Raw genomic sequence first — 18478 nt, 5'->3', positions numbered from 1 at the left:
ATAAATATCAATTTTCTTTTAAATCAATATCTTTGTTCATCGCCTCCGTTTAATGAAATATTATTTTAATATTTAAAATTATTTTTATTTTATTGTCTGTATATCCATATACTATTCCGATTTTTCTGGCTTTTTCGTAACTGGAAAAAAAATCACCGAAGTGTTAAAACTGACACTATTTTTCATTAATTGGTGACTAACTGGTGGCTAAAAAAACACTACTTCCAATCAACGTCAAGTTGCGTAGCAATCAGTAAAGCAACAAATTGAAAAGAAGCAGGATTAGAAACCATTAGTTAATACGATTATTTAATACACTTATTTATGACAATGAAAATCATTCGCATCGCTACCCGCCAAAGCCCGCTGGCTATGTGGCAAGCTCAATATGTTCAAAAACAACTGAAACACTTTCATCCGGATCTGCAAATAGAGCTGGTTCCAATGGTTACACGCGGCGATATTATCCTTGATACACCATTGGCAAAGGTGGGAGGCAAGGGACTGTTTGTGAAGGAATTGGAGCTGGCACTGCTTGAAAAACGAGCTGATATTGCCGTCCATTCCATGAAAGATGTCCCCGTCGAATTTCCTGATGGTTTGGGGTTGGTCACAATCTGCGAACGCGATGATCCACGGGATGCTTTTGTTTCAGTAGAATACGCCTCGCTTGATGACCTACCCGCTGGCAGTGTAGTTGGCACATCCAGTTTACGCCGCCAGTGCCAAATCCGTCAGCTACGTCCTGATCTTATGGTTAGCGACTTGCGCGGTAATGTCGGTACCCGTCTGAGCAAGCTTGATAATGGCGATTATGATGCCATCATTCTTGCAACGGCTGGCCTGAAACGGCTCGGGTTGGAAAAACGCATTCGTATGTCATTAGAACCAGAGTTATTACTACCAGCCGTCGGTCAAGGGGCTGTAGGTATTGAGTGCCGGCTTGATGATCATCAAACCCGTGAGCTGCTGTCACCCTTGAATCATGCAAGAACAGAAGTTTGCGTTTTTGCTGAACGAGCCATGAATACTCGTCTTGAAGGAGGTTGTCAGGTACCGATTGGCAGTTATGCTATCTGGCAGGAAGATAACATTTGGTTGCGTGCGCTGGTTGGTGCCCCTGATGGTACGGTAATCGTGCGTGGTGAAAGAGTGGTATCACCAGAAGAGGCCTATCAAGCTGGTATTGCATTGGCGGAAGAATTATTGAGGAAAGGCGCACGCCAGATTTTGGCTAGCGTATACCAGAGGAATTCACCGGAATGAGCATTTTGATCACCCGCCCAGCCCCCGCAGGAGAAGAATTGGTCAAGCGGCTGCGAGCTATTGGAAAATCAGCTTTCAGCGCCCCACTCATCGAAATTCACCCGGGGGCAGATTTGCCATTACTGTCACAAAAACTACAATGGCTATCTGCGGGTGATCTAGTTTTTCTATTATCAAAAAATGCCGTCCATTATGCGAATAAGCAGCTTACTCAAGAAGGCCAGTCATGGCCTGATCAGCTATCTTATTATGGTATCGGTAAGTCAACTTCCTTGATGTTTCACCAATACACAGGACTGAAAATCCTCTACTCTGAGCAAGGTGAGACCAGTGAAGATCTACTGCAACTCCCCACGTTACAGAAAATGGACAATAAAAAAATTTTATTGCTCCGAGGCAACGGTGGCCGCGAAGTAATTGCCTCAACATTGAGAATACGTGGAAGTGAAGTAGATTACTGTGAATGTTATTCACGCCAGCCAGTCAAATACAATACAGCCGATTTCAGCCACCACTGGCAACAATGTGATATAAAAACCATCGTTGTAACAAGTGGCGAAATGTTGCAACTGCTATATAACTTAGTCACTGATAGCGATGGAAAAGCGTGGTTATTGGGCTGCGACCTGATTGTGGTCAGCGAACGCCTTGCTAATATCGCCCAGACATTGGGCTGGCAAACAATAAAAGTAGCTAAGAGTGCAGATAATGACGCCTTAATCCAGGCGCTGGAATAAATTAATACGGGATGCCCATTATGACGGAACAAAAGCAATCCACCGATGCGGTTGAGACAAAACAACCTCAGCAGCCTGCAACGCCTCCCCATAAACCCAAGAGTTATGGATGGGTAGGCAATACGCTTTCAATTGCCATTTCTCTGGCGATAGGTGTTGGTGGTCTTTATATTTACTATCATGGTCAACAGCAGAATGCAGCATTAAAGGCTGAAAATCTCGCTCTTCAACAAGAAGTTGCCTCTCTGACACAACAGCAATCTGCCAATCAACAAAGTCTTGATACCAAACTCCAAAATATGGAGGCTTCCTTACAACAAGCCAGCTCACAAGGCCAACAGTTAGATAGCCGCATGGATGAGCTTCAAAACCGTGTTGCTGCATTTTCAAATACTGATATCGAAAACTGGCGGCTGGCACAGGCAAGTTCACTCGTCAAAATGGCTGGCCGAAAAATATGGAGCGAACAGGATATCACCACAGCTATCGCCTTATTGAAAGATGCTGACCAGAATCTTGCTGAAATGGATGATCCCAGCCTGCTCTATGCCCGTGAAGCTATCACAGTAGATATTGATTCTCTATCCAAAATCAAACAAATTGATTTAGATGGCATTATCTTGATGTTGAATCAACTATCAAACCAAGTCGATAGCTTGCACCTTGCCAATAAAGTAGAACAAGCCGCATTACAGAACACAGACAAACATGAAATTACGGCTTCACTTTCTGATTGGAGTCAAAACCTGCGCAATAGCTGGCACAGTTTTATGGACAACTTCATTACCATTACTCCGCGTGATAACAGCAAAGCGCCACTGTTGGCACCCAACCAGGGCGTTTATCTTCGCGAAAACATTCGTTCCAAGCTGCTGATTGCTGCGCAGGCGGTTCCCCGCCATCAGGTTAAAATTTATCAGAGCGCATTAGCAGATATTCAAACTTGGGTGAAGGATTATTTTGATACCTCTAACCCGGATGCAGAAAACTTTTTAAAAAATGTTAATTCACTGCAAAAGAGGCCACTCTCTATTGATGTGCCTGAACAACTGAGCAGCCAACCAATATTGGTAGAACTGGTACGCAAGCGTATCTACAATTTACCGCATTCCGTACAATCACCTGATTCCAAACAATTGCCTAATTCCAAGCAATCACAAACCAGCACCCAACCAGAAACTCAGCCTGAAGCGCAATCACTGTCGAAAACAATTGACCCCGCCAATCAGGTAAAAACATCCACTGAGGAGATCTGAACATGCTAAAAGTATTATTGCTGTTCGTTATCCTTATTGCAGGGATCGTACTCGGCCCCTTGATAGCGGGCCATCAAGGATACGTATTGATCCAGACGGATAAAAACAATATCACTACCAGCATCACCGGGCTGGTGATTATCTTCCTTCTGCTGCAATTCCTGCTGATTTTCATCGGTTGGTGTTATCGTCGGTTAAAACGAACCAGTACGTCCACCCATAGCTGGATCTTTGGAGGATATAAACGTAATCGTGCTCGTTCACAGACTAAACAAGCATTATTGAAACTCGCCGAAGGAGACTTCAAGCAAGTTGAGCGCCTGATGACCCGCAACGCTGACCATGCAGAATATCCTGTCGTGAACTATTTGCTGGCGGCCGAAGCCGCTCAACGACGCGGCGATTATTTCCATACCAACCAATATATAGAACAAGCAGCAGAAGTTGCTGATAAAGATCAGCTACCTGTTGATATTACCCGTGTCCGTATCCAACTGGCACAAGGCGAAATTCATGCCGCGCGCAATGGTGTGGATAAATTACTGGAGCGTGCTCCTCGTCACCCTGAAGTATTGCGATTGGCTAAACAGGCTTATTCTCTTTCAGGTGATTATCAATCTCTGATTGATATCTTGCCTTCTATGCTGAAAGTTAATCTGCTTGATGAAGAAGAGAGCCTTAAATTGCATCAGCAAGCTTATATCGGATTAATGAATCAAGTTATAGCAGAGAAAGGCAGCACTGGGCTGAAAGTATGGTGGAAAGATCAAAGCCGCAAGATTCGTAATGATACTGTGCTGCAAGTCGCAATGGCCGAGCATTTGATTGAATGCGATGATCACGAAATTACTCAGCAAATCATTTTAAATGGATTAAAACAGCAGTACGACGAACGTTTCCTGCTATTAATTCCACATCTAAAGACAAGTGATTATGACGCTATACAAAAACTGCTTTCTCATCTATTAACGCAACATGGTGCAACTCCATTGCTCAACAGTACACTGGGGCAGGTTGCCTTGCGTCATAGTGAGTGGGCGAATGCTGAGTCAGCATTTAAAGCCGCTCTTGCACAACGCCCGGATGCCCATGATTATGCATGGCTTGCCGATGCATTGGACCGATTGCAAAAACGTGAAGAAGCCACCCAAACCCGCAATAAAGGCTTTATGCTGACCTTGAAGCGCAATAATACCTCCGAAGCATAAGAGAGCATATGACTTCACGCCTCAGTTAACGATGATATGTGTATGGGTGCAGTTGAATCGTTAGCCGAGGTGCTTTCATATGAGAGATGCGCCATAAAAATATAAACCTTTCAATTAGAGCCAATAGCAGACTTATTGCAGCTCATCCTCGCTTTTCTACAGACAAAAAAAACACCTATCAAAAAGACAGGTGTATAAATACAATCAGGTCTACAGACGGATAGTGCCTCACTCAACGTTGTGTCCGGTTTGCGATGAAAAGACAGTGATGCTTACTCATCTATAACTTGGACCATAGGCACTGACAATCAGCTCTACATCATCCCTGGGTTTATGAAGCCATATGCTGTCATAACGAGTGGGATGAGTATCTACAGTTCTAATAATGCATTTTGCATGCCAACTTTTTCAATTAAGATAAATACCTCTTACCCAAGGTTTAACTGACTTTCCATAATAGATAGTCTTACTTTCGCCAAATATCGTTAAAAACACCGTCTCTCATTTGAGACGCCTTTCGAGGGCATTCACATATAGATACTATTAATCATATAGTTAAGAGTCTCCAATTTGAGACACTATGAGGTATAATTTGTCGTTGAAATACAACACCAATATAATTATTTTTTTAAAATACAAAAAATTAACATATTGATGAAAGTGATAACATTAGATTTTATGTTAAAAAACCAGAAAGAAACTAAGAAGAAATAAAAAGGAAATTTTTTATTGGTAGGAAAAGTGGAAAAAAGAAAAAACCCCGCTATTGCGGGGTTTCCTCAGAATCTGGTCGGCGAGAGAGGATTCGAACCTCCGACCCACTGGTCCCAAACCAGTTGCGCTACCAAGCTGCGCTACTCGCCGAAATATATCTTTTATATCTCTTTTATGGTGCGAAGGGGGGGACTTGAACCCCCACGTCCGTAAGGACACTAACACCTGAAGCTAGCGCGTCTACCAATTCCGCCACCCTCGCGTTTCATAAAAAAGATGGGGTGGCTAACGAGACTCGAACTCGCGACGACTGGAATCACAATCCAGGGCTCTACCAACTGAGCTATAGCCACCATAACAATTGTCTTTTTACGAACAATTATCTTTTTACATACTACTATTTTTTACATACTGCTATATTTCACAACAACGCCATCGACCACGATAACTCTTTACCACTGCTCTTGCACGCTTTAAATGGCGCGCCCGACAGGATTCGAACCTGAGACCTCTGCCTCCGGAGGGCAGCGCTCTATCCAGCTGAGCTACGGGCGCTTAACGCCGTTGCGGTGGAGGATAGTACGGATTTAATGTCGTACTGTCCAGTGCTTTTTTAAAAGAAATGATGCGTTTGATTACGCTTTGCTCACTTAGTTGATAAAGACAGCACATTTCCACCGCAATACTGCTACAAACAGTTTAACCGATCAAATATTAGCCAATAAAACTATATTGATTTTTTTTGCGAAAACAATTTATTCAACCAATAAATTGATGACACGATCAGCAGAAATGCTCCCCCTACTATTAGAGAAAGGCGTGTGTCAGGGTTAATTGCCATCCCCACCAAGACACAGCAGAGGAAAATCAATGTCAGGTAATTGACATAAGGGAACAAGATCGACTTAAACCCATGTTGCTTTAGGGCTTCATCATGATGCTTCCGGAAACTCAGCTGACTAACCAGAATCACAAACCACGGCACCATGCCGGGTAATACACTGGCACTATAGACGTAAACAAATACTGATTTCGGATTTGGTATCAGATAATTCAGGCTGGAACCCGCAATCAAGCAACCAATGGTAATTGCAATACATCTTACCGGCACGCCATTTTTCGACAATTTCAGCAATGAAGCAGGTAATTGACGGTTCTGCGCCAAGGCATACAACATTCTGCCGCCGCTGTACATGCCGCTGTTACACCCTGAAAGCGCAGCAGTCAGTACAACAAAGTTAATCACCGCGGCCGCAGAAATAATGCCAACTTTAGAAAAAGTCATCACAAAGGGGCTGCCATGTGTTCCTACTTCTGTCCACGGGAATAACGTCACAACAATAAAAATAGCACCAACATAAAAAATCAGGATACGCCACAAAATATTGTTGATCGCTTTTTTGAGGGTAACTTGTGGGTTTTTCGCTTCACCAGCGGTAATGCCAACCAGCTCTACTCCTTGATAAGAAGCAACAACAATGCAGAGGGCAAATAAAAAGCCTTTCCATCCACCAGAAAAAAAGCCGCCATGTGAGGTCAGGTTATCCAAACCAATAGGTTGCCAATCGTTACCCAAACCGAAGAAAATCAGGCCGATACCAATCAGAATCATCACAATAATCGTTGTGACTTTAATCATGGCAAACCAAAACTCCAACTCACCATACAGTCTTACCGCCGCCAGATTCGCCAAGGCAACCAATCCAACCGCGACTAATGCTGAAACCCATTGAGGCAATTCAGGGAACCAGAATGCAGCATAGACGCCCACGGCCGTGATCTCTGAGATCCCCACAGAAACCCACATGAACCAGTATCCCCATGCTGTCAGGTATCCCCAGTACGGGCTGAGGTACTTATGCCCAAAAGCAGCAAATGAACCCGTTACAGGTTCAAGGAACAACATTTCTCCCATGGAACGCATGATGAAAAAGACAAAAAGTCCAGCAATAATGTAAGCCAGCAAAACAGAAGGACCGGCCCATTTCAAAGTACTGGCTGAACCCATGAACAACCCTACGCCGATTGTGCCACCCAGCGCAATCAGCTCAATATGACGTGCCTCAAGTCCCCTTTGCAGGCTCTGTTTTGAATCACTCATAAAACTCCCTATCCACTTTTATGATGTCTATATTTGCAAACAGAAAAAATACAGGAATTGATAATCAATCGTTGTAAAAAAGGCTGGGATCAAAACACGTTTTGCCAATCAGTGAAATAGAAAATTATAAAATTGAGTTGATGTCTGTTTTATTTGACACCGCAGCTGAAGAGAATAGCCTCATAATGACTACTTTTTGATCATCCAACAAGATGGTTATTTCACGTTTTCGCAAAATTAGATTTAAGAACAGATAACCAAACAACAAGTCATTGGAGAACAAAAAGCCCACAATAAAAATTGCCAGCAATCCATTAAACATGAACAAGAAAGAAGCATAAGCCTGCTGCATATAAATAACACATGCTCGGTGCAGCAGGCATAAGATAGATACGTTGTCGAGATTACAGCTTGCCGCCGTAATAATAACCAAGAAACCTCAACAGTTTTAGTTGCCTGCGAATGCGGCTTGGCTGGGAAAGCAAGCGATACAACCACTCCAAACCTAGATTCTGCCAGATTTTCGGAGCACGCTTGACTTGGCCAGTGAAGACATCGTAAGTTCCTCCAACTCCCATATACAATGCATCTGGATGAACTTTGCGGCAATCGCGCATAAAGATTTCCTGTTTAGGAGAGCCCATTGCTACCGTAATAATTCCCGCGCCACTGGCATGAATCCGCTCAAATACTTCATCACGCGTTTCAGACGTAAAATACCCATCCTGACTGCCCACGATATTGACGTTCCATTGGGTACACAATTTATTCTCGGTTTGTGCCAAGACATCAGGTTTCCCGCCTATCAGAAAGACCGGTGTGCCTTCTTGTCCTGCCCGTTCCATCAGGGCTTCCCACAAATCAGCACCCGCAATACGCGATACATCCGTATCAGGGTATTTACGGCGAATGGCACGTACGATACTAATACCATCTGCGTATAAGTATTCAGCTTCATCCAACAATTCATTTAGCTCATTGTCTTTCTCTGCCGTGAGAACTTTTTCTGCATTAATCGCAACCAATGTCCCCGTTTTTATCTGTCCATCCTGGAAAAGGTGGTCGAGGAAATGTGACATGCCACGGAACCCCCAGATACTGAGGCCACGAATGCGGTATTTGGGAATGTTATTCAACACTATTTTTTTTCCTTACATCCAAAATAACAGATGTTTTTCGCGCAGTAGCCAAATTACTGACCACTATCTTTCGAATCAGCCCTGCACTCTCAAATAGCCAATACAGCAATTTCGCCGCAATCAGACACAAACCAAAAACAATACAAAAGAACACAACCCTAGAAACAAAAGAATCTACACCTTCACGGGCAAGCACAATCATGTTAAAGATTGCTCCAAAACAGAAAGCCTGCAAAATTGCTGCCTTATGGCGATTGGTTTCCTGTTTTCCTGTTTCATAGATCCAATCAAACCATTTGATAATAAAACCGACGGCTATCGCGCCCAGAGGGATAGAGAATACGCCCCCCATAACGACAAGAGAACCAATCAGCGTTGGTGAAATCGCAAGGCCAGAGTGATTATTCAATACATCCCATGTGAAATAGTTAGCTGTATTCCAGACCAGATTAGGTCTGTCCGGCCATACCCAATTGGGGATAAAAACATAAAAATCACGGATAATCGGGGCCAGCCCCTGAAAATCGATTTTGCTGTAATTATCCAGCAACAGAGCCAAATTTTCCCACGGTGAGAAGGTATCCCGCGTGAGGTACAGGAACGTATAAAATGCTTCGGCTCCGCTCACATCCAAGCTATAACGCTTCAACGCCAGCCAGAACATGCCGACAATTCCCATAACACCCGCGGTAAACAGCATCCACAGCGTGATCCAACCACGAACAATCCCGATAAACAGGAATAATGCAAACGCGATAATAATGTTAGCCCGTGTTCCCCCAACTATCACATAAGTCAGGATTCCAAATCCTACTGTTCCCACCAAAAAGCACAGCCATCGTACTTTGGTCGGCTTCAGGAAAAATACCACCAACATGGCAGGGATAAAGAAATAAAAGAATCGCTTGAGTGCCACACCGGAAACTTTACTGGAAAATATCTGGCTATAGGACTGTAACTTAAACAACAAGAAGCCGTTCTGCATAAAAAACGAACCTACCGTAACGATGGCAATACCCGCGAGCAGCAGCCACGTCAGATTCGTTTCCACCCGATTCATGGTAAATAAAGGCTTCCGCGGAGAAGTGATTATTAAAGTTTCGGGTTTTATATTACCGCCAGACCGCGTTTTATAAGTGAGGCGTGTTTTATAAGCCACATAGTAAATGGCGTAAAAACAGCCGGATGCCAACATCGCATGTAGCAATGAATCGACAGGCACTACCTGCACATCAAACTGAAACACCAACAGGCTGGTCAATGGAAAGCCAAAATAGAATGTCAGCAAGTACAACAATGAGAAAAAAACATTAAAGTTAAAGCGGACACGCCGAAACTCTTGATACGTCAAGGTCAGGATAAAGACGAGAGATATCACGTAAACAACGAAAAGCCCACCGAATTGTGTCAAGGTCATTGATACTCTCCAGATGTATCCGATAGGGCAGCTTTCCACCCCTCAATGAAATTGGGATCAAAAAAAGCAATCGCTTTTTTATTGAGGGACAGCATCTGGCGCTGTGCTTCCTGCACCCAGCGTTTATTAAGTTCATCACCATCAAACAGGACTGGGATCTGCTGTTCTGTTAAATCATGCCAGAATGGATTTTGGCGGCTCAGAACAAACGGAATACCAAATTGAATTAACAAACAGAGTGTTCCAATCCCCTGCTGACGCTTGAAAAGGAAATACCCCAAATCACATTGGCGCAACAGTGATAAATATTCATCAAACGCTAATTTTCCTTTCAAAATTCGGATGTTTTGCGCTGGAAACAACGATAATGCCGTTTGCTCCACACTCTGAGTATAGGCTTGATTATTATCAGGATAGCCCATTGGAATAATCACTCTCGCTTCATCGCCAAACTGGCGCTGGATCTTATGCAAAGCTTCAATATGGCGATTGGATTGATCCCCTGAATTCCCCAATAAAATGGTAACCCCTTCTGGCGACAATGTTTTCTCCGTTACCGTCAACGCAGGATCCATTCTGGTCGGAAAATAGAGTAATGATGATGGTATATCAGGTTTGCCCTGATCCGAACGCGGGACGCAATATTGGGAACAATTCTGAAAGAAATACCGGAGATCGCCACGCGTGGCAAAAATCTGTCCCACCCGCTTCTGTGCCAAGCGCCGAAGCAGATAGAACAAACGGAATTTAAGTTGGCGGGATTCTTCATATAAATCAGCTCCCCAAACATGCCACAAAAATTGGTGCCGCTTGATTTTTCCTACTAATAAAGCCAACCATAAAGCAGCATTAAACTGCCCGTGAAAGAAGAAACGAGCTGTTCTATTCGCCTTCGCTTTCTCTATCACCGCCTGTGATAAGGCAGATTTGTTGTTATAAAGAGAAATAACCAAGTTAGGGTAATTAGATAGCCATGTGTGGTCTTTGGACACCACCATAAAACACGGTTTGGCGGGAAAATGTATTTCCTGTGCCAAGACGTCATTAAAGAAACTCAGTAGAGTTTGATTGTGATGTGGGATATCCGATCCCAAAACGTGAATTAGGGTTGTCATGCTCGCCTGCGATAAATAATAAATACGCTACAACAAAGAATGAAATAAACAATATAAGTTGCCATATATGACTGAGCCGCTCCCAAGGCCCCATTTGCCGGTATCAGCCAATGAGAAAAGCCCGTCAGTAAAAGAAATTGGCTCACTTCAGTCAATACATAAAAACGCAGTGCCGCTTTTGCTATCACCAGATAACCAAAAACATAAGCGCCAACTTTCAACACGTCGCCCACTAACTGCCACGCAAACAGATCCCGCATAGCGGTGAATTTATCTGAAAACAACAACCAGATAACGAAATCACGCAACAACCAGACAGAAAAGCTAGCAGCAGCCACAGCAGGCAAGACAAATTTCAATGCCTTTAAAATTTCGCTGGTAATTTCCTGTTTATCATCCAAACGAGAAAGAGTCGGCAATAGATAAACAGTGAAGGACGCGGTGATAAATTGCAAATAAGCATCCGAAATACTGCTCACCCCCAGCCAGATCCCAACGTCTTCCCAGCTATAACGCGCTGCCAGCAGATTTCGCATCATGATATAAGCGACTGGCAATGTAATGGAGGTCAACAACGCCATGAGGGTAAACTTACCCAGATCGCTGGCAATCGCACGATCCCACATGGGTTTCAGAGCAGAAAATGTAATGACCTTGTGACGCAGTATCATCAATCCCGCAGGTAAAACCACTAATGCAGGTACCAGCGCCAAGCCTGCTAATGCGCCTTCATAGCCTCCCAACCAATAGCAGAAACCATAGGCAATCACGCCCGTCAGGCTCCCCAAAATAATTGCCAACGCATTTCCCTTAGCATCCCTGAACCCTTTCAAGATAGCTAGAAAATAGTTGGCATAAGCAATGCCCATTTGAATAAATGCGAGCGCCTGCACAACAGTTTTGTAATGATTGTGACCAAACAAGCCAATGCAGATAGTTTCACTGAACAAGAGGAAAACCACCGCCAGTAAGGTCGAGAAACCAAGAATCATTGAGGACGATGTACCCAATATCGCCCTGAGCTTTTCCGGTTGCTGATGGTGTTCCGCCACGTACTTGGTGACACCATTAAAAATACCTGCACCAGAGAGCACACCCAGTACGGTAATGAGTTGGCGAAAATTACCTGCTTGCCCAACACCAGTTGGACCAAAAGACACCGCCAGAAGTTTAATGACCAGCAACCCCACACCGATTTTGATCAGCGTGGAGCCTGCTGTCCAAACAGAAGCTTTGGCAAGTGACATATCAGGCGAAAAACTCTTTAATTCGATCGATAACGACTTGCTGCTCTGCATCAGTGATATTGTAGAACATCGGTAAGCGGACTAATCGGTCACTTTCGCTGGTCGTAAAACGATCTTCGCCGTGGAAACGGCCGCATTTCTCACCCGCCGGGCTGGTATGCAATGCCACGTAATGGAATACGCTGAGGATATCATTCTCTTTCATGTAACGGTTGAATGTGCTGCGTTCTTCCACATCTTTGAGCTTGATATAGAACATGTGAGCATTGTGTTCCAAACCTTCTGGGACAATCGGCAAAGCCAGATGTCCAGCGTCTGCCAACGGTTTCAGGGCTTGATAATAGTTATTCCACAAGGTCAGGCGACGCTGGTTGATTTCTCCAGCAATTTCCAGTTGCCCCCACAGGTAAGCCGCCTGCAGGTCAGACAGCAGATAGCTGGAACCAATATCGCGCCAAGTGTATTTATCCACTTGCCCACGGAAAAATTGGCTTCGGTTAGTGCCTTTCTCCCGAATGACTTCAGCACGGGCAATCATGGACTTATCATTGATTAATGTCGCTCCACCTTCACCACCAGCCGAGTAGTTTTTCGTTTCATGAAAACTGAAACAACCAATATGCCCAATCGTACCTAATGCACGGCCTTTATAGGTGGACATGACACCCTGCGCTGCATCTTCCACTACATACAGGTTATATTTTTTCGCCAGTGCCATGATGGTATCCATCTCACAGGCCACACCCGCATAATGCACGGGCACGATAGCACGGGTTTTCTCCGTAATGGCGGCTTCAATTTTGTTCTCATCAATGTTCATGGTATCGGGACGAATATCCACGAACACAATGGTTGCACCACGCAGGACAAAAGCATTAGAGGTCGAAACAAAGGTATAGCTTGGCATGATGACTTCGTCACCCGGCTGGATATTCAGCAGCATGGCCGCCATTTCCAGTGAAGCCGTACAAGACGGTGTCAGCAATACCTTCGGACAGTTAAAGCGTTGCTCCATCCATGCTTCACAACGTTTGGTAAATTCACCATCACCACACAATTTGCCGCTAGCCATCGCCTGTTGCATGTATTCAAGTTCAGTGCCGACTACCGGTGGTTTGTTAAATGGAATCATTTCGTCCTCTGTATAACCAATATGCGGTGCTCTCAATAAGGGCACCACGACGTGTATAAAGACGCAAGGCAGTGATATTGCTGATTTGTGTAGCCACTCTCAGCCGTTGTATCTGATGGTTCTGACACCACTGTTGCGCCGCCGACATTAATTTTTTCCCAATCCCTTGATGATGATTGTCTGGTACAGCAGCCAATAAGCCAATGCGCGCCTCTCCATTACCCATGTCTCTTAAGGTGACAAAACCCGCCATTTGATCATGTTCATTATTAATAAGCAGGCATTCATGATCAAACGTCCCCAAAACGGCTTTTTCAACCCAAGCAGCATAAAATCGACCACTGTCATCCGGTTGATACCAAGGTGCGCGGAAGCGGCTCGCCGTAAATACACGAGCAGCCACGGCCTTCAATACGGGGATATCTGCTTTTTTCGCAGAAAGTAATTGTATGAGTTCTTTACCCGTATGAATGCCTAAAATATTTCCCGCCTCAATCGATAACAGTAAATCGACCTCACCTTCAACTAAAGAAAACCCCAAGGCAGACAGCCCATCAATAGTGGTCATTTGTTGAGCTGACACCTTGGCTTGCACCAATGCATATTGGTCCAAATCGGTAACCGTCAATACTGCCGATTCTGGCGAAAAATTCAGGCGGGCAGTGGACAAGCCAAAAAAATGGCTATCCCAAGCCAATGGTTCAAGGTTGGCGTGAATAGACATTGAGCAAATCCATTAGATATTTGCCGTAACCTGTTTTCGCCAAGTCCGCTGCTGCCACTTTTAACTGCTCAACACTGAGCCAATCATTGCGCCATGCGATCTCTTCCAGACAGGCAATCTTGAAACCTTGTCGTTTTTCGACGGTCTGAACAAAAGTACTGGCTTCAATCAGGCTGTCATGAGTCCCCGTATCTAACCAAGCAAAACCACGCCCCAATAACTCAACGTTCAATTCACCACATTCCAGATACATCTGGTTGATACTGGTAATTTCCAGTTCTCCACGGGCAGAAGGTTTCACTTGTTTGGCAAAATCCACGACTTTGCTGTCGTAAAAATAGAGACCCGTTACCGCCCAATTGGATTTAGGCTGTTCAGGTTTTTCTTCAATGGACAGTACCCGGTATTGCTCGTCAAATTCCACGACACCAAATCGTTCCGGATCCATCACTTGGTAACCAAAGACTGTCGCTCCTGTTTCTCGGGCAGATACATTTTTCAGTTTCGGGCTAAACGCCTGACCAAAAAAGATATTGTCACCCAAGACCAGACAACAGGAATCATTGCCGATAAATTCTTCTCCAATCAAAAATGCCTGTGCCAGACCATCGGGTGAGGGCTGTTCTGCATAACTAAGATGGATACCAAATTGTTCACCACTCCCCAGCAATCGCTTAAAAGCAGGTAAATCTTCCGGTGTTGAGATAATCAGAATATCGCGTATTCCCGATAACATTAAAACTGACAGCGGATAGTAAATCATCGGCTTGTCATAAATCGGCAATAATTGCTTCGATACACCACGCGTTATTGGATACAAACGGGTTCCAGAACCCCCGGCCAGTATAATTCCTTTCATCTGTCCCCCCTGACGGGCTTATTCATTGCCGAGTCCAAGTCGTTCCCCTGCATAAGAGCCATCTTGGACTCTGCGCCACCAATTCTCATTTTCCAGATACCATTGTACGGTTTTGCGAATGCCGGATTCGAATGTCTCCTGCGGTGTCCAACCCAATTCACGCTCAATTTTCGCCGCATCAATCGCATAACGCATATCGTGCCCTGGCCGATCTGTCACATAAGTAATCAAATCACGGTAATGTGAGATACCTGCTGGCTTTGCAAGGCACATTTTTTGAGTACAAAATTCTTCCAGCAATTCACAAATCGTTTCCACAACCTCAATATTTCGGCGCTCATTATGGCCACCGATATTATAGGTTTTACCGGGTTCCGCCGTGGTAACCACTAAATACAACGCCCGCGCATGATCTTCCACATACAACCAATCACGAATTTGCTCACCTTTGCCATAGACCGGCAAAGGTTTGCCTGCCAGCGCATTCAGGATCACCAATGGGATCAGTTTTTCCGGGAAATGATAAGGCCCATAGTTATTCGAGCAATTAGTGATCACGGTCGGCAAACCATAGGTGCGCTGCCATGCCCTGACTAGATGATCACTGGAGGCTTTCGATGCTGAATAGGGACTGCTCGGCGCGTAAGATGTGGTTTCAGTAAAGAACCCCTCTTCACCATGCAGATCGCCATACACTTCGTCTGTTGAAATATGATGGAAGCGGAATTTAGCTTGTTTTTCCTGATCCAGCTGTAGCCAAAATGCACGCGCTGCTTCCAATAAAGTATAGGTACCAATAATATTGGTTTCGATAAAAGCCGCAGGCCCGTCAATAGAACGGTCAACATGGCTTTCGGCAGCCAGATGCATGACTGCATCCGGTTGATATTTCTGGAACACATGATCCAAGGCATCACGTTGGCAGATATCAACCTGTTCAAACGCATAGCGGGGATGGTTGGCAACCGAAGCCAGTGATTCAAGGTTGCCGGCATAAGTCAGGCTATCAACGACAACCACGCTATCTTCAGTCTGGTTAATAATGTGACGGACAACCGCAGAGCCAATAAAACCTGCACCACCTGTAATAAGAATACGTTTCAACGCCAAACTCCTTTTGTATCAACAACCCATTTTTGTTTTATTGCAGAACCATCAATGGCTTTAAACTGGCTATGATCCACCAGCATCAATGCAACGTCAGCTTCTTCTAATGCCTGATTCACATCCATCAATTCCACCAAACCTTTCAGTGAATTAGGTAGCTCACACACATTGGGTTCAACCGCGATAGTCTGCCCCGCATGCCACTGGGCAACCATTTTTGTAATATGAACCGCTGGGCTTTCACGCAAATCATCAATATTCGGTTTGAAGGCCAAGCCAAAACAGGCAATTTTAACCTCATTCGCGCGTTTGCCACTCTCAGCCAAACAATCAGCTACCGCGGCTTTCACTTGCTCCACTACCCACAGCGGCTTGCCATCATTCACCAAGCGCGCAGTATGGATTAAACGGGATTGTTCAGGATTCTGGGATACAATAAACCATGGATCGACTGCGATGCAGTGTCCCCCTACACCAGGTCCAGGTTGTAGGATGTTTACACGTGGATGACGGTTTGCCAGACTAATCAGTTCCCACACATTGATTCCCTGCTCAGCACAGATCAAGGAAAGTTCGTTGGCAAAAGCGATATTGACATCACGGAAACTGTTTTCTGTCAGTTTGCACATTTCCGCTGTTCTGGCATTGGTGATAACGCATTCACCTTCAAGGAAAATCTTATACAGCTCACTTGCCCTGCGGGAAGATTTGTCTGTCATCCCTCCTACTACGCGATCATTTTTGATCAGTTCCACCATCACTTGACCCGGCAAAACGCGCTCAGGGCAATAAGCGATATCAATGTCTGAGTTTTCACCCGACTGTTGAGGGAATGAGAGGTCGGGGCGTGCTGCGGCTAACCATTCAGCCATTTGCTCTGTCGCACCAACGGGTGAGGTGGATTCCAAAATAATCAAATCGCCTTTTTTCAAGACCGGCGCCATTGATTCCGCCGCAGAACGCACATAAACCATGTCTGGTTCATGTGCTCCTTTGAAAGGCGTAGGAACAGCAATCAAGAAGGCATCCGCGGTTTGGGGAACAGTCACAGCGTGCAGAAAACCATCTTCTACCGCGACTTTGACTACTTCATCTAAATCAGGTTCAACGATATGAATCGAGCCACGATTAATCGTTTCTACCGCATGTTGGTTAACATCCACACCAATAACCATCTTTTTGCGGGAGGCGAATGCCGCTGCGGTGGGCAAACCGATATAACCTAAGCCGATAACAGAAATTGTTTCAAAACTCATAATGTCACCCGATTTTTTTTCAATGCTTCCAGAATTCGCTGGCAAGCCAACCCATCACCATAAGGGTTATGGGCGTGACTCATCTGCTGATAAGCGTTAACGTCCGTCAATAGACGCATAACTTCCGCAACAATAGTTTGTGTTTCTGTTCCCACTAATCGCACTGTCCCCGCATCAACAGCTTCAGGTCGTTCAGTGGCATTGCGCATGACCAGAACCGGTTTTCCCAGTGAGGGCGCTTCTTCCTGAATTCCCCCTGAATCGGTCAAGATCAAATAGGCATGATTCATCAAATAGACAAATGGCAAATAATCCTGAGGCTTGATAAGAATAACGTTATCAATGTCATGCAAAATACGCTTAACTGGTTCACTGACATTCGGGTTCAAATGAACAGGATAAACCACCTGAACGTCAGGATGTGCTCTGGCAATCTGAGCCAATGCTTCACAAATACGCTCAAATCCTTTACCAAAACTTTCACGACGATGACCTGTCACCAAAATCATTTTTTTATTCGGATTAAGGAAAGGGTAAAATTCAGCAAGCTGCTCATACATGACTTCATCATTTATAATGCGATCACGTACCGATAGCAGAGCATCAATAACCGTATTCCCTGTAACAAAAATACGGTTTTCCGCAATAGATTCTTTTAAGAGGTTGTTCCGGGAATTTTCTGTCGGTGCAAAATGGTACATGGCCAAGTGCCCGGCAATCTTGCGGTTGGCCTCTTCTGGCCATGGAGAATAAAGATCTCCGGTTCTTAAACCCGCTTCAACATGGCCCACCGGAATATGCTGGTAGAAGGCGGCCAGACTAGTTGCCATGGTCGTTGTGGTGTCTCCGTGCACCAACACCACATCTGGTTTGAATTCTTCCAATACCGGCTTTATACCTTGCAGGATACGGCATGTAATATCCGTCAGATCCTGCCCTTTCTGCATGATATTAAGATCAAAATCCGGAGTTATCCCAAACAAATGCAATACCTGATCCAGCATTTCCCTATGCTGAGCTGTGACACACACTTTTGCTTCAAAGGCAGTATCCATAGCTAACGCATGTACCAGCGGGGCCATTTTAATGGCTTCAGGCCGGGTACCAAACACAGTCAACACTTTCACAGTGACTCTCTTATTTTGTCAATCATTGCAGCTACTTCCAAGAAAGGGAATTCCCCTAAAAAACTATAGATTA

At 44.7% G+C, this 18478-nt stretch carries 15 protein-coding genes and 4 tRNA genes; 4 read left to right on the top strand and 15 right to left on the bottom strand.

Features of this window, described 5'->3' with window-relative positions; all coding sequences use genetic code 11:
- Positions 1-324: 324 nt before the first annotated feature.
- The 4 genes from hemC to hemY are packed head-to-tail and all read left to right on the top strand — an operon-like array spanning position 325 to position 4467.
- Entirely contained in the window at positions 325-1266 is a 942-nt protein-coding gene (gene hemC, locus Xvie_RS02470; protein WP_086107800.1) for a hydroxymethylbilane synthase, read from the top strand.
- The gene (gene hemD / locus Xvie_RS02465) at positions 1263-2003 is read left to right on the top strand and encodes a uroporphyrinogen-III synthase (RefSeq protein WP_086107799.1); all 741 of its coding nucleotides are present in this window, start codon (positions 1263-1265) and stop codon (positions 2001-2003) included. The genes hemC and hemD overlap by 4 nt, the downstream gene beginning before the upstream one ends.
- Before the next feature lie 20 nt (positions 2004-2023).
- The gene (hemX, locus tag Xvie_RS02460) at positions 2024-3259 is read left to right on the top strand and encodes a uroporphyrinogen-III C-methyltransferase (RefSeq protein ID WP_086107798.1); all 1236 of its coding nucleotides are present in this window, start codon (positions 2024-2026) and stop codon (positions 3257-3259) included.
- A gap of 2 nt (positions 3260-3261) precedes the next feature.
- Positions 3262-4467, top strand: coding sequence for a protoheme IX biogenesis protein HemY (hemY, locus tag Xvie_RS02455; protein ID WP_086107797.1), 1206 nt, complete (start codon positions 3262-3264; stop codon positions 4465-4467).
- Positions 4468-5254: 787 nt separating this feature from the next.
- Here the strand turns inward: hemY and Xvie_RS02450 are convergent.
- The 15 genes from Xvie_RS02450 to wecB all read right to left on the bottom strand — a co-directional run bounded on the left by Xvie_RS02450 (position 5255) and on the right by wecB (position 18405).
- A tRNA-Pro gene (locus tag Xvie_RS02450) sits at positions 5255-5331 on the bottom strand.
- 25 nt (positions 5332-5356) lie between these two features.
- A tRNA-Leu gene (locus tag Xvie_RS02445) sits at positions 5357-5443 on the bottom strand.
- Positions 5444-5458: 15 nt separating this feature from the next.
- Positions 5459-5534, bottom strand: a tRNA-His gene (locus Xvie_RS02440).
- A gap of 125 nt (positions 5535-5659) precedes the next feature.
- Positions 5660-5736, bottom strand: a tRNA-Arg gene (locus Xvie_RS02435).
- A gap of 172 nt (positions 5737-5908) precedes the next feature.
- Positions 5909-7282 (bottom strand): bifunctional threonine/serine APC transporter ThrP, encoded by a 1374-nt coding sequence (gene thrP, locus Xvie_RS02430; RefSeq protein ID WP_086107796.1) that lies wholly within the window; start codon positions 7280-7282, stop codon positions 5909-5911.
- A gap of 404 nt (positions 7283-7686) precedes the next feature.
- Positions 7687-8424: a lipopolysaccharide N-acetylmannosaminouronosyltransferase gene (wecG, locus tag Xvie_RS02420; protein ID WP_086107794.1), complete on the bottom strand. Its 738-nt coding sequence runs from the start codon at positions 8422-8424 to the stop codon at positions 7687-7689.
- The gene (gene wzyE, locus Xvie_RS02415; RefSeq protein ID WP_086107793.1) at positions 8411-9838 is read right to left on the bottom strand and encodes an ECA oligosaccharide polymerase; all 1428 of its coding nucleotides are present in this window, start codon (positions 9836-9838) and stop codon (positions 8411-8413) included. The genes wecG and wzyE overlap by 14 nt, the downstream gene beginning before the upstream one ends.
- Positions 9835-10953 (bottom strand): TDP-N-acetylfucosamine:lipid II N-acetylfucosaminyltransferase, encoded by a 1119-nt coding sequence (locus tag Xvie_RS02410; RefSeq protein WP_086107792.1) that lies wholly within the window; start codon positions 10951-10953, stop codon positions 9835-9837. Before Xvie_RS02410 ends, wzyE begins: the two co-directional genes overlap by 4 nt.
- Positions 10950-12200, bottom strand: a complete 1251-nt coding sequence (gene wzxE, locus Xvie_RS02405) for a lipid III flippase WzxE (protein ID WP_086107791.1) — start codon at positions 12198-12200, stop codon at positions 10950-10952. The genes Xvie_RS02410 and wzxE overlap by 4 nt, the downstream gene beginning before the upstream one ends.
- Position 12201: 1 nt before the next feature.
- Entirely contained in the window at positions 12202-13332 is a 1131-nt protein-coding gene (gene rffA / locus Xvie_RS02400; RefSeq protein ID WP_086107790.1) for a dTDP-4-amino-4,6-dideoxygalactose transaminase, read from the bottom strand.
- Positions 13319-14056 carry a dTDP-4-amino-4,6-dideoxy-D-galactose acyltransferase gene (gene rffC, locus Xvie_RS02395; RefSeq protein WP_086107789.1) on the bottom strand — a complete coding sequence of 246 codons (738 nt, stop codon included), beginning with the start codon at positions 14054-14056 and terminating at the stop codon, positions 13319-13321. Before rffC ends, rffA begins: the two co-directional genes overlap by 14 nt.
- Complete coding sequence (gene rfbA / locus Xvie_RS02390; protein WP_086107788.1) at positions 14034-14915, bottom strand: glucose-1-phosphate thymidylyltransferase RfbA; 882 nt, start codon at positions 14913-14915, stop codon at positions 14034-14036. Before rfbA ends, rffC begins: the two co-directional genes overlap by 23 nt.
- 18 nt (positions 14916-14933) lie before the next feature.
- Positions 14934-16019 carry a dTDP-glucose 4,6-dehydratase gene (gene rffG / locus Xvie_RS02385; protein ID WP_086107787.1) on the bottom strand — a complete coding sequence of 362 codons (1086 nt, stop codon included), beginning with the start codon at positions 16017-16019 and terminating at the stop codon, positions 14934-14936.
- Positions 16016-17278, bottom strand: coding sequence for a UDP-N-acetyl-D-mannosamine dehydrogenase (gene wecC, locus Xvie_RS02380; protein ID WP_086107786.1), 1263 nt, complete (start codon positions 17276-17278; stop codon positions 16016-16018). The genes rffG and wecC overlap by 4 nt, the downstream gene beginning before the upstream one ends.
- Positions 17275-18405 carry a non-hydrolyzing UDP-N-acetylglucosamine 2-epimerase gene (wecB, locus tag Xvie_RS02375; RefSeq protein ID WP_086107785.1) on the bottom strand — a complete coding sequence of 377 codons (1131 nt, stop codon included), beginning with the start codon at positions 18403-18405 and terminating at the stop codon, positions 17275-17277. The genes wecC and wecB overlap by 4 nt, the downstream gene beginning before the upstream one ends.
- Positions 18406-18478: the final 73 nt, after the last annotated feature.

The organism is Xenorhabdus vietnamensis (assembly GCF_002127535.1).
Taxonomy (GTDB): Bacteria; Pseudomonadota; Gammaproteobacteria; order Enterobacterales; family Enterobacteriaceae; genus Xenorhabdus; species Xenorhabdus vietnamensis.
This window is presented reverse-complemented; position numbering and strand designations above follow the sequence as displayed.

Coding starts and splice junctions, on each gene's coding strand:
- hemC (WP_086107800.1), top strand. CDS start 325: ATGACAATGAAAATCATTCGCATCGCTACCCGCCAAAGCCCGCTGGCT.
- hemD (WP_086107799.1), top strand. CDS start 1,263: ATGAGCATTTTGATCACCCGCCCAGCCCCCGCAGGAGAAGAATTGGTC.
- hemX (WP_086107798.1), top strand. CDS start 2,024: ATGACGGAACAAAAGCAATCCACCGATGCGGTTGAGACAAAACAACCT.
- hemY (WP_086107797.1), top strand. CDS start 3,262: ATGCTAAAAGTATTATTGCTGTTCGTTATCCTTATTGCAGGGATCGTA.
- thrP (WP_086107796.1), bottom strand. CDS start 7,282: ATGAGTGATTCAAAACAGAGCCTGCAAAGGGGACTTGAGGCACGTCAT.
- wzyE (WP_086107793.1), bottom strand. CDS start 9,838: ATGACCTTGACACAATTCGGTGGGCTTTTCGTTGTTTACGTGATATCT.
- Xvie_RS02410 (WP_086107792.1), bottom strand. CDS start 10,953: ATGACAACCCTAATTCACGTTTTGGGATCGGATATCCCACATCACAAT.
- wzxE (WP_086107791.1), bottom strand. CDS start 12,200: ATGTCACTTGCCAAAGCTTCTGTTTGGACAGCAGGCTCCACGCTGATC.
- rffA (WP_086107790.1), bottom strand. CDS start 13,332: ATGATTCCATTTAACAAACCACCGGTAGTCGGCACTGAACTTGAATAC.
- rffC (WP_086107789.1), bottom strand. CDS start 14,056: ATGTCTATTCACGCCAACCTTGAACCATTGGCTTGGGATAGCCATTTT.
- rfbA (WP_086107788.1), bottom strand. CDS start 14,915: ATGAAAGGAATTATACTGGCCGGGGGTTCTGGAACCCGTTTGTATCCA.
- wecC (WP_086107786.1), bottom strand. CDS start 17,278: ATGAGTTTTGAAACAATTTCTGTTATCGGCTTAGGTTATATCGGTTTG.